This window comes from Bacillus cereus group sp. BfR-BA-01349 (assembly GCF_022663795.1).
Classification (GTDB): Bacteria; Bacillota; Bacilli; order Bacillales; family Bacillaceae_G; genus Bacillus_A; species Bacillus_A cereus.
In genome coordinates this window covers 49,579-61,305 of the sequence record NZ_JAKUGE010000022.1, presented here as the reverse complement: position 1 = coordinate 61,305, position 11,727 = coordinate 49,579, and the positions used below count along the sequence as shown (strand labels likewise).

Sequence of the window (11,727 nt, the reverse complement as noted above, 5' to 3'; positions counted from 1 at the left end):
GTTCAAGGATAAAAACCTTGAACTCCTTTTATATTAATTAGCACATTGTTTATTATCAGTATCAATAGACCATCCAATAATCGTGGCACAGTCTCTACCTTTCCACTGTAGTACATTTGTTAATACGGGCTCAATCTGCAAGCTATTTCCGTCGTGTAATATTTCTACTAAAGATTGATCATCATCAAACCTTCGTTTGTCACACTCTAAAATACCGTCCGTTGCCATTACAATGTGATTCATTCCTTTTTCTAATCCTCTTACACCTGACGTAAAGCAAGGTGTATTTGCTGCAAAAATATTTTTCCTGCCAATATATTCGTAATTTTTCCGTTTATTTAATCGTCCTTTTCCATTTTTCGTTTTCTCAGAATGGAATAAATACGCGAAACAATCACCAACTGATAACCAATATAAAAATTCGCCTTTTCGTAAACAAATTAAGCAAGCGAGTTCCTCATCATCTTGATCACACTTTTTAATAAATAACTCATCTGTAAATAACGCTAATAAGTACATATGTGTATGATGAAAAGCTAAATGTATTGGATAGGAAAATAACTCTTTTAATTTCTCTTTTCTTTCTGAAATCGCTTCTATTATATAATCAATATTTTTTGTTTTGTGGTGTGTATCAAAAATCATAACAAATTCAAATTGTAATTCAGGGTCCCACCAAGCAAGTACCGCATCTCCTCGTTCATATGCATCACTTTCTTGATTTCCCCCATATACGCCGACTGAAAGAGGACCACATTTTTCAACATGTATTTCATCTACATACATCTGTTCATGACTCATCCATTTGAATGTATTCACAACTATCATCCTCTCTCTTGCTAAATGTATACCTTTACACATAGATTACCTTATATTTCAATAAAAATAAATTTTTTCAACATTTTTTATCCAAATAAAAGGATTTTATTTCTAAAACAACGAATATATCTTACTATACGATATAAAAAAGGGGATTTATCATTATGAACAACATTAATCAACATTGGGAGAGCATTTATTATCACTTACGATACGAATACGAGGACAATCTTTCCCACCAAGCAATTCGTATTTTACAAATCGTTTCTCGTGAGAAAGATATAACAATTGGAAAAGTCGCTACTGAGCTTAGCCTTTCTCATAACACAGCATCTGAACATATAAAGCGCCTTATTCAAAAGGGTTTCATCGTTAAAGAGAGAAATAAAAAAGATGAAAGAGTGGTAAACCTTACATTAACAATTGAAGGAATTGAAGTATTAGAAAAACATACTTTACTAGATAAAGAAAAGATAAAAATATTAGAATCACAGTTATCAAAAGAAGAACTACAATTAATTGAAAAAGCATTTTCGTTATTAGCGAAGGAGGCAAAATATGCATTTCCTCGTTAAAGTAATCGTTTCGGCACTTATTATCGGCGTTATCACTGAAGTCGCCAAACATTATAGTACGATAGGTGGCTTTATTGCTGCTCTTCCTCTCGTAAGTTTACTTAGTCTATTTTGGATTTCATTTGAAGGCGGGAATAAACAAGAATTGAGTCAATTTGCTTTAGGGGTATTATATGGATTCCCCACATCAGCACTACTATTATTTATTGTCTATATTGGTTTGAAAAATTCATTTACACTTAGTACATCTGTCCTACTCGGTATAGGTGTTTGGTGTATCGTTTTTGCTTTTCAAAAATTATTTCAAGCTTAGGGGGAATTAACATTCATAAATTTGTAGAAATAATGGGGCAAAATATAGAAGTACATATAAAAGGAGGTGGTAAACAAACTGTAGTCATTCAAACCGGAATGAGTTGCTCATTTTATGATTGGCTTCCTATTATAAAAAAGCTTTCACAGCACTTTACAGTCGTTTCATACCATCGCCCAGGTTACGGGAAAAGTGAGCTAGGAAATCAGCCACGTACAATAAGGCAAGTTACAAAAGAGCTACATATGTTACTAAACAAACTAGCTATTCAAGAGCCATTTATTCTAATCGGTCATTCCTATGGAGGATTATGTGCACAACATTTTGCGATGTTACATGAAGATAAGCTGCAAGCACTTATTTTAGTTGATTCTACTTCGATGAACTTACACCGTTTAGATGAACTTCATTTACCAATTTCTGATCAAACTGACTCGGATAATATGTGGCTTGAAAAATATAATACATACTCCAAAATGGATGTAGACATGCTTTCTAATAAACTAAAATCTATACTCGCTAACCAATCAAGACAGTACATTGAATTTTCTACCTCTCCTCTGTTATATAAAGCAACAGCTTCTGAACTATATGAGTGGAAAAATTGTGCTCGCTCAATAAAAGAGCTATATAAAACATTAGAAATACCATTAATCGTTATCGGTAGAGATCCTCATTATTCTATTACTCAGTTGACTGAGGGTGGCATGCCAAAAGAGGAAGCGACACAACTTGAATCAATGTGGCAAGAACTGATCCATGAACAATTACAACTCTCCATACATAGCCAATATATACTTGCCAAACATGCTGGTCACGGAATCGAAATTGATCGGCCTGATATTATTATTGAGGCTGTTCAATCTCTATAAATAAAAAAAGGAAGCAACTAAAGTTGCTTCCTTACTTATCTATTCATAATCTTCTTCATCATCGATTTCTTCGTAATACGCATTCCCATTACTTACATAAATAGGGCCATTCGCAACATCAATACGTAATACCCATGCCCATGGCACAGCTAAACGCTTATGTATTGCTCGCCAAAAGCTCATTGATTTTCTTTCGTACTCCTGGAACTCCTGAAGTAACTCTTTATAGGAGGAACCGTCTAACTGAATATTTGCTTCTAGCAAACGAGAATGGGCATAGTACTGCAGCTCTAGTTCAGCAGCAATTTCCATTTCTTCTTCTGTTGCCATACCAATAATTGTTCCATCTGCTGGTGCAATTTCATATACGTTGTGAACTTCAATAAGCCCTTCTTTCTCTTTCTCAAACATGTAAACAGCCTCCTTTAACATATATTTTTTATGTTACAAAGTCATACTTCTACAATAACTTCTCTCTTTCCTCTTTTTTTGATAAACTTTTACAAAATATTTAACCGATGACCTGTTTTCTCTATTCTTTCAGCAGAAATGAAACGATTTTTATCAAAATTTAATTTATACACATCAGGCATATGAAGTGTTTTCCAAAACTCCAAATCATATTTCGAATTAAAATAATTCATTAGTAATACCATAATATTCCCATGCGTACCTATTACAATATTCTTACCTTCATATTTTTTTAATATATTTTGTATACATATTACAGCGCGCTTTTGTGCTACAGTATTTGATTCTCCGCCTTCGTATGCAAAACTCCAATCTTTCCACACATTCTGCATAGCATCATTAAAATTTGATACTGGCTCTGTGCTCAATAATCTTTCACGCAAATCTTCTTCAGTTTGTATTGATAATTTATATGTATTCGCAATTCCTTGTACAGTTTGGATTGCTCTTTTGTAAGGACTAGAAATAACAACATCAATATGTTTATCTTTTAATAAATGCGTTACATTCTCTGCATCACAGTGCCCTTTTTCAGATAAAGGTCGTTCCCGTTCTTCTTTTGTATATGTAGAATGGGCATGGCGAACGAAATATATTGTTGTCATTTTTCAACCTCCTTTCTTATTTTCCATCTATATTCAATAATAAGATTGGAAAATCCTGTATTACAAAAGAGCACTTTTCATAAGTGCCCCTTTGTTTACATAATAAAATTATTTCATTATAATTTATTTCTGAATTCCTCACTTATGACAATATCTCGAATAAAGTAATCCATATTACTTAGAAGTTTTTCAAATGCTTTTTCACTCAAATTGTTCATCATAAAGACAATCTCAATCTTATTCCCTTTTTTATCAGTACCATAGAAACTATTTGTTAATACAAATGCCGTAGAACCACCTTTCTGTCCAGCAAATTCGAATATACCCTCTCCTACGGTTCCTTTAAATATATTCTCAACCTCACCTTGCATTTGTGGTTTAAAATAATTTCTGCTATTTATCTTCTCCAATAAACTCATGTAATCCTTCGCATTTGCACCTATAAACCGATCTGACCAAATACGCTGAAAATCCATATCGGCTTTTAACGATATCTCGCGTTTTGTCCATTCTTTCTCGTCTTTCATCCATTCATGTATTTGCCATACATGCTTAACATATTCATCATTAGACATATTACGTAGCTTGTCCAATGCTTTATTTTGAGGAATATGCAGTTCTTTTTCAACATAGCCCCTCATATATAATGCCCCTGTATACGTTGGATAAAATTCATCGTGACTATTTAAGCCTAACTCTTTCAAACTTTCATTTATCCGCGCTGCTCCAAGCTTGTCCAATAAATATGATGCATTCGCATTCGAACTATAATGGATCATTCCTTTCACTACTTCTTCTAAAGAAGTTTGACCACCCTTCACTAACTCTTTACCTTTTACATCATCTAGCCATGCAGGGTGTGCACCACCATCAGTATTTTTCACATAGTATTTTTCTAATTCTTTCAATGAAATTTTCTCGTCTTTTCTTATTTTCCCTTCAGCTACTTGCTTAGCATATTCAATTGCTATAACGATTTTCGACATACTTGCTAGCGGTAATTTTTCTTTTTCATTTATTGATGTCAATGTTTCACCATTTCTTTTAACAATTAAAGAAGTTGTTTTATCATCCTTATGTTCTTTTATGTAATTTAGCACATAATTAGAGTCTTCTTTGGAATTGACATATTCCTTCACTGAAAAGAAAGCTATACAGCCTACTATAGTAATTCCAGCTATAATTCCAACAACTTTTAATCCCCTCATGATACTCCCCCTAAAATAAACATATTATATATTATACTAAATAAATTTCCCTTTTTAAGTAATAATTAGATTATTTATACAAAAACACTTCTTTTCTTAAACAACAAAAAAACATGCCTTCATTAGGAAAGCACGTTTTGTGATATTCTTCACATTGTTTAGTTAAAAAATAAATGTTTACTTACCATGATGTAACATTAAATCACTAAGTTCTTCTTCAATGTGATTTAATTTCGCAACGCCTTCTTTCCATTTATGAATATAACGTGAAACCCCAACGAAAAACAAAACAATAATTGTGGAAAGCATAATACCATATACGATTGCTACAGTACTCATAGTTACACTTCCTTATAATTAGTAATGTGGTTATTAGTTATATTTTTATTATAAACCTTTTTCTTTTAAAATACTTCGATTTCAACTTTTTGTAACAAAATTGATTTTTCTAACATTTCGTTCGTGAAAATGGCATATTTTTCACAAATTATACAAAACTTCACCATATGTACTATTACCATATGAGTTATATTATTAAATAGAATAAAGGGGATGATATACTATGACGACTTGGTTTATTGTAATGTTAGTTGTATTTGGAGCATTTAAAATTATCGTTTCTAGCCTTCCTAACACTGTTATTGAATCCATTATTAGCAAGTACGAAACACATCCACAACTTGAAGAAGAGAATGTGACTATTACAATTCACGGAAATAACGTAGAAGGCGAACAGAAATCAAAAATTATTCATGATTTTAACGAAGGTTTATTTTTGGATCGCTATTATGCACCACCACACAATGAGGGTACGCCTTTAATTATCAATGCAAAACGGGGTAAAAAAGATTTCACATTTTATATTTACAGTCATGAAGAGCATGTTGATGTTGTAAAACAATATAAAAAGAAGGTAGTTGCTTATAGTTTACGCTCTAAAAACCTTCAAAATAGTGATATGTTCGTGTCAGCTGACTTAGCTTAATACTCATATATTAGAAAAAGGAATCCAAGAAATATGGATTCCTTTTTTTCTCATTTACTGAAAAATAAGCTCTGTCTTCAAACTATCTTTCGGTAACAACCAGCCTTTTTTCTCTAAACTCGCCATTAATAATTCCCTTTGTTTTGTCGCAATACTTTCTTCATTTGTTTTAAATGACACTTCTATTACGAAGTCATCTTCTAATTTTCCGGTATTACTTAATGGCCAAATTTCAATATTTGCTTTTATGTTTTCAAACTCTCCTGTATATCGTTTCATTAATACAGGACCGTAAATACGGGAATTCTTTAACATTTCCTCTCCCCAATTTGTATACAACCATTTGTTCATTTTCCCTGGTAATTTTTCTATTAACATGTTTTGAGCAGCTTGTTCATTTGGTAAATCAAGTATCCCATATCCTTTAGCGCTGTAACTTTTCTTATTTGAAATGCTTAATGTTTTCTTCTCAAATCCCCAATCTATTTCCGCCTCATAACTATCCGTATTACTATCGAATCCTTCTTTTTTAGCTACTTCTAGTGCATCTTGAATTACACCATTTGGAATAGGATATCTTTTTTTATATGTTAATTCAAAATCTTTACTAAATTCTTTCTTTCGAATTCTAGCAAACCAACCTTCCTCGCTTAAACTTTTATTCGCAGTATCTAAAAATTGCACTTGTATTCTTTCATATTTTGTACCAGCCTGGAAATGTTCTAGCACCTCTTTCTTCATCTCTTTGTTATCACCTAATACTTGTTCTGGCTTCAATAATAACTTTACTTCAAAACTAGGTTTCATTGGACTAGCTGCAAACCCTTCCTTAACGTTATAAAGGAAACAACAAAAGAAAATGCTTACGAATACAAATACTTTTTTCATATACCTATCCCCTTTACATTTCAAATGACTTCTATACGTTCCATTGCAAGTGAATATACATTTTCATATCCTGCTGTACTTAGCTTTTGTTGTAATCGATCCGTATCCTCTTTCAAAGCGTGCACTAGCACCGTATGTTCTGGTAATAATGTATTTAACATCTCTTTAACGTCTCTTATACTTTGGTGAACTTTATACGGAACTCGCTTCACCCTACATGTACTCCTTACATGTTCTTTCATAACTCTTTCTGCAAAACTCCCTTTCGCAATATGCCCAGTAAAAATAATGGCATTCCGTTTTTCATTCCGAAGCTGTTCATAGTATAACTGTGCTCGTTTCGTTTGCATATTCGCATCGCTCATTACAACTATTCCGTAACTATTTTGCATACTAATGTCATTATCCATCACTATTATGCTTCTTTTTAAACTCTCCATAATCCGTTTAAGTTCTTCATTATTTTTTATCCAATCTTTATATATGAACATCTCTTCAAATCCAGCCAAAATTTCTTTATCTACTATAAGCGGAAATTCTTTATATCGTTCATATAAATACAATACTATATCTTGCGCCCTACCAAGTTGTGGCAGCGGTAATAATGCTATTCCTTTATTTTGCATAACTCGTTCAATTTCTGCACATAGATCGTCTAATCTTTCATTTTGCGAAACATCATCTGTGTGATAAGCGGCATCTACAATTGCAACTTTTATATTGTGGCCCAATTTCTCAGGTAAATTAGCTCGTAGTATATTAGACTCTGCTGAATAGTCGCCTGAATAAAATACGTATGTATTACACATATCAACTAAAAACCAAACAGCTCCTAATACATGCCCACTATACCCCCACTGAAACCGCAATGTAGGAGTAATTTGTATCCATTCATTTGGATTACTAATCTCATCAATACATACATAATTTAAATCTTTTATATGTTGGTCGCTATAAGGTAACTTCCACCCTTGCATCACATTATAGTTTCTCCATTTTTCATAATATAACGGCAGTTGCTCCTTCGTATAACGAGTCGTCCAAATTTTTTTCTTATATCCATACTTCGCCAATAAAGGTAAACCCATCGTATGATCTTCATGAATATGTGATAAAAATACCGCATCTAAAAATGGAACAACTTCTCCCTCTATTTTTGGATAACTATTCTCATATGATCGATTAATACCACAATCAAATAATATTTTCGTCTCTTTATTTTTTACAAAATAGCAGGAGCGACCGTACTCCCCTGCTCCTCCCCATACTTCCATTCTCATCATGCTACCCCTTTTCGTTTTTGCTCCATATGTTGCAGCAATAATAAGCACATTGTTGTAAGTCCAACAGAAACAACGGCCATCGCCATTCCTATAGATACTTCACCCTGTTCAAATTGAGCAAAAATAAACGTTGCTGACGTTTCTACTGATGGAGGTAATACGAGAAGTGATGCTACTAACTCTCTTATTGAAATTGTAAATGTCATCGCCCATCCGGCAAGAATGCCTGGGATAATAAGAGGCAATATTATTTTTCTAAAAATATAAATATAATTTCCCGAAAAAATACTTCCTGCCTGTACGAGAGAATCATCAATTTGTCCGAGTGATGATTTTACATATTGCACCGTGTAAGGTAAAAACAGAACAACATACGTTATGATAACCATAATTGGTGTATTATAAATTGACATAGGCATATATGGTGAATTCCAAAATAGAATAAGACCTACAACCATAACGATTCCTGGTACCATATTCGGTAACATACCGCACATATCAAGCCATTTTTCAGAGTTTTTTTTCCCCTTTCGAATCATAAGTGCCAAAAAGACTCCAATAATTACCGCAATAATCGCTGTTACGAGTGAAAAAAGAAAACTATTCCATAAAGCCTCTAATCCCGGAGATCCCATTGTAAACAATGCCTCATAATGGCTTGTTGTAAAGTTATTTACATGTAAACCGCCGCCTCTTAATTTTGACAAAGAAGCAATAAGTATAGAAAAGTATGGAATTCCAATTGATACGATTAATAAACCAATTACATACATCCATGCTACAACGCGCGTAAATATAGACAAAGTATATCTTTTAGATTTCACACCTTTTCCACTAACCATTGCATATGAATACTTTCGATTCAATACATTTTGCATATACCAAATGAGCATACAAGCACTAAGTAATAAAGAAGATAATGCTGTTGCACTACTAAAATCAATTGGCCAACTCGAAATAAATTTATGAATTTCTGATGTTAACACGTGGAATCCTATTCTACGTCCGAATGTAGCCGGTGTTCCAAATTCCGCAATCGTCTTTACGAAAATGAGTAAAGCACCCATTACATAACTTGATACTAATAACGGCAATATTATTTTTCTTAAGCGATAGAAAAAACTTCCGCCATGAACTGCTGCAGCTTCTTCTTTACTACTCCCAATCTGAAGTAACGTGTTTTTCAGCATGAAATAAAGGAATGGGAATAAATGCAGACTCATAATTAAGACCATACCTCCTAAACTAAAAAACGATGATGAAACTGTCTTTAGCATAGGAAAAAATTGTTCAAAATAGCCGTTAGGTTGCATGAACAAAATCCAGCCCATCGATCCAATATAAGGCGGTGTCATAAATGGAATCATAAAAACAATATCTAACTTACTATACTTTCCTACATCTGTTTTGCTCATAATAAATGCCAATGGAAATGCAAATATTGTAGCTCCTATTACAACGAGTACACCTAGAAGCATCGAATTTAGAAAAATCCCAGCTAATCCACCACTCTGCATCACTTCAAAAGGCTTTAAAAAATTCCAACTGCTATTTTCATATACACTAGAAAATAAAATAAGAAAAAGTGGAATGACGATTAACATCGCCACAAGTAATAACGCTACCGTCATTCCAACTTGTCTTACTGATACGAATCGATTTACCATGGAATCACCATCTTATTGAAATACTTTCTTAAATTGTTTTCCTATTTCATCTTGCTCTTTCTCAACTGTTTTCCAATCAATATTTAATACTGGAATCTCTTCTATATTTGGTCTATTTTCAGCTTTTATATCTGTTCTACCAGGCAATAAATACGCTTTAGAAACTTGTTTTTGTACATCATCGGATAATAAATAATCAATAAACTCTTTTGCACCTTCAACATTTTTACTATCCTTCATAATCCCCGCTGCACGCGGACTAATAACTGTTCCGCTTTTTGGATATACAATATCAACAGGTTCACCCTTTGCTTTTGCGCTATACGTCATATAATCAACACCCGCAATGACCATATCTTTCGCACCTGTTACAACTGGGTCTAACGCTTCCTGGTTTGCTCCTGCTACTGTAACTTCATTTTTCTTAAGCTGCTCAAATAAATTCCATCCATCTTGTCCATTCTTTTTCACGTATCCTGTTACAAAGTCTAAAGCTGAACCTGAAAGTGCTGGATCTGGAAGATTCACTTTCCCTTTCCATTCTCCTTTCGTTATATCGCTCCAATCTTCAGGCGCCGTCTTCACATTTTTTGTATTGTACACAATCCCTAATGCTGAAACACTATACCCGAAATAATGGCCTTTATCATCTGACCATTCAGAACGCAGCTTATCAGCTTGTTTCGCCTCTTTATAAGCTAACGTTTGACCCTCTTTCTTTAATCCTTCCATCGCTGGTAAGGAAGCGAGTACGACAACGTCAACGACTGGATTTTTCTTTTCAGCTTCCATTCTCGCTAAAATTTTACCAGTTGTCCCTTGAAACATTTCCACCTTTATACCAGTTTTCTTTTCAAAGTCTTTTTGAATTTTTTCTGCTAACCCTTTTGGCCCTGCACTATATACAACAATTTTCTTTTCATTCGTATTTTTACTTTTTGCATCTGCATTACCTGTCTTTGAACTACAACCTGTTACTACAGTAGAAAATAGTAAAGTACATACAAATAAAGACTTAAGCGAACTGAATTTCTTCATACGATTCTCCCCCTATATGATGAATACATTTTTTTGGTACATATAACGATACTGGTTTCCCGATGCTTAGCTTACTATTGTGATAGGCTGTCCAGATGCCTAAAGTCCCCATATTTACTTTCACTTCATAACGCTCTCCTACGTATGTAACGTGCTGAATTTCACCTGTATACATTTCGCACACATCATTTTTTGTCCAACTCACATGCTCTGGACGAATCATTTTTTCACCCTCTACAAGCCAATTCGCCTTACCAACAAATTTGGCAACAAATTCATGAGACGGTTTCACATAAATATCTTCCGGTGTTCCTTTTTGTAATACTTCTCCTTGTTTCATGACAATAATTTGGTCTGACATTGACATTGCTTCTGTTTGATCGTGAGTAACATACAGTGCAGTTAAACCAATGGAATGAACGATATCCATAAGCTCTATTCTCATTTCTTCTCGCAAAATTGCATCGAGTGCACTTAGCGGTTCATCAAACAAAATAAAATGAGGTTTTGTTACAATTGCTCTAGCGAATGCGACACGTTGTTGCTGTCCACCAGAAAGTTCGTGTGGATACCTTTTCTCCATACCTTGCAGGCGAACTCGCTTTATCGCATCCTCTACTTTTTCTCTTAAATGATTCGTTTGCTTTGTAGCCCTTAAACCAAATGCAACATTTTCAAAAACAGTCATGTGCGGCCATAAAGCAAAATCTTGAAATACCATACCGATATTCCGTTCATGAGGAGATGTCTTTATCTTTTTTGTAGCAGAATATATGCACTGGTCTCCAAAATATATTTCTCCCTTATCCGGTTCTTCAAGTCCTGCTATCATTCTAAGTAAAGTCGTTTTCCCACATCCCGAAGGTCCTAAAAGTGTAGTGAATTCCCCTTGTTTCATTACAATCTGCAACGGCTTTAACGCTTGTGTTTTTCCAAATGTTTTTTCTAATCCATTAATTTTAATATCCATCGTCTCACCTCTCTCCCCTCATTCTTAACCTGC

Annotated in this window: 15 protein-coding genes; 4 read left to right on the top strand and 11 right to left on the bottom strand. The window is 33.8% G+C overall.

Annotated features, from left to right (window positions below; all coding sequences use genetic code 11):
• Positions 1-33 precede the first annotated feature (33 nt).
• Complete coding sequence (locus tag MR169_RS14060) at positions 34-861, bottom strand: PP2C family serine/threonine-protein phosphatase (RefSeq protein WP_001999549.1); 828 nt, start codon at positions 859-861, stop codon at positions 34-36.
• Between the two features lie 122 nt (positions 862-983).
• Here MR169_RS14060 and MR169_RS14055 point away from each other — a divergent pair, with 122 nt between their 5' ends.
• From MR169_RS14055 to MR169_RS14045, 3 genes are read left to right on the top strand one after another with little or no spacing between them, the layout of a single operon-like run.
• Positions 984-1,394 (top strand): MarR family winged helix-turn-helix transcriptional regulator, encoded by a 411-nt coding sequence (locus MR169_RS14055; RefSeq protein WP_001059784.1) that lies wholly within the window; start codon positions 984-986, stop codon positions 1,392-1,394.
• Entirely contained in the window at positions 1,378-1,707 is a 330-nt protein-coding gene (locus tag MR169_RS14050) for a DUF3147 family protein (protein ID WP_242319566.1), read from the top strand. Before MR169_RS14055 ends, MR169_RS14050 begins: the two co-directional genes overlap by 17 nt.
• A complete protein-coding gene (locus MR169_RS14045) occupies positions 1,668-2,579 on the top strand; it encodes an alpha/beta hydrolase (protein WP_016117535.1) in 912 nt (303 codons plus the stop codon). Before MR169_RS14050 ends, MR169_RS14045 begins: the two co-directional genes overlap by 40 nt.
• 39 nt (positions 2,580-2,618) lie before the next feature.
• Here MR169_RS14045 and MR169_RS14040 read toward each other — a convergent pair whose 3' ends face one another.
• The 5 genes from MR169_RS14040 to MR169_RS14020 all read right to left on the bottom strand — a co-directional run bounded on the left by MR169_RS14040 (position 2,619) and on the right by MR169_RS14020 (position 5,384).
• Entirely contained in the window at positions 2,619-2,990 is a 372-nt protein-coding gene (locus MR169_RS14040; protein WP_000461766.1) for a hypothetical protein, read from the bottom strand.
• An 89-nt stretch (positions 2,991-3,079) separates the two neighbouring features.
• Positions 3,080-3,655, bottom strand: coding sequence for a histidine phosphatase family protein (locus tag MR169_RS14035; protein WP_000208266.1), 576 nt, complete (start codon positions 3,653-3,655; stop codon positions 3,080-3,082).
• Between the two features lie 116 nt (positions 3,656-3,771).
• Positions 3,772-4,863 carry a serine hydrolase gene (locus MR169_RS14030; protein ID WP_242319565.1) on the bottom strand — a complete coding sequence of 364 codons (1,092 nt, stop codon included), beginning with the start codon at positions 4,861-4,863 and terminating at the stop codon, positions 3,772-3,774.
• Positions 4,864-5,040: 177 nt separating this feature from the next.
• Entirely contained in the window at positions 5,041-5,202 is a 162-nt protein-coding gene (locus MR169_RS14025; protein WP_242319564.1) for a peptidase, read from the bottom strand.
• A gap of 65 nt (positions 5,203-5,267) precedes the next feature.
• Entirely contained in the window at positions 5,268-5,384 is a 117-nt protein-coding gene (locus MR169_RS14020) for a hypothetical protein (protein ID WP_001987133.1), read from the bottom strand.
• A gap of 41 nt (positions 5,385-5,425) precedes the next feature.
• Here MR169_RS14020 and MR169_RS14015 point away from each other — a divergent pair, with 41 nt between their 5' ends.
• The gene (locus MR169_RS14015; RefSeq protein WP_000214603.1) at positions 5,426-5,848 is read left to right on the top strand and encodes a YfmQ family protein; all 423 of its coding nucleotides are present in this window, start codon (positions 5,426-5,428) and stop codon (positions 5,846-5,848) included.
• 54 nt (positions 5,849-5,902) lie between these two features.
• On the opposite strand, the gene MR169_RS14010 is transcribed toward MR169_RS14015, so the two are convergent.
• The 5 genes from MR169_RS14010 to MR169_RS13990 are packed head-to-tail and all read right to left on the bottom strand — an operon-like array spanning position 5,903 to position 11,694.
• A complete protein-coding gene (locus MR169_RS14010) occupies positions 5,903-6,736 on the bottom strand; it encodes a hypothetical protein (RefSeq protein WP_242319563.1) in 834 nt (277 codons plus the stop codon).
• Between the two features lie 20 nt (positions 6,737-6,756).
• Positions 6,757-8,019 carry an MBL fold metallo-hydrolase gene (locus MR169_RS14005; protein WP_141541451.1) on the bottom strand — a complete coding sequence of 421 codons (1,263 nt, stop codon included), beginning with the start codon at positions 8,017-8,019 and terminating at the stop codon, positions 6,757-6,759.
• Positions 8,016-9,686 (bottom strand): ABC transporter permease, encoded by a 1,671-nt coding sequence (locus tag MR169_RS14000; protein ID WP_098871633.1) that lies wholly within the window; start codon positions 9,684-9,686, stop codon positions 8,016-8,018. The genes MR169_RS14005 and MR169_RS14000 overlap by 4 nt, the downstream gene beginning before the upstream one ends.
• A gap of 12 nt (positions 9,687-9,698) precedes the next feature.
• Positions 9,699-10,724 (bottom strand): ABC transporter substrate-binding protein, encoded by a 1,026-nt coding sequence (locus MR169_RS13995; RefSeq protein ID WP_242319562.1) that lies wholly within the window; start codon positions 10,722-10,724, stop codon positions 9,699-9,701.
• The gene (locus MR169_RS13990; RefSeq protein WP_242319561.1) at positions 10,702-11,694 is read right to left on the bottom strand and encodes an ABC transporter ATP-binding protein; all 993 of its coding nucleotides are present in this window, start codon (positions 11,692-11,694) and stop codon (positions 10,702-10,704) included. Before MR169_RS13990 ends, MR169_RS13995 begins: the two co-directional genes overlap by 23 nt.
• Positions 11,695-11,727 lie beyond the last annotated feature (33 nt).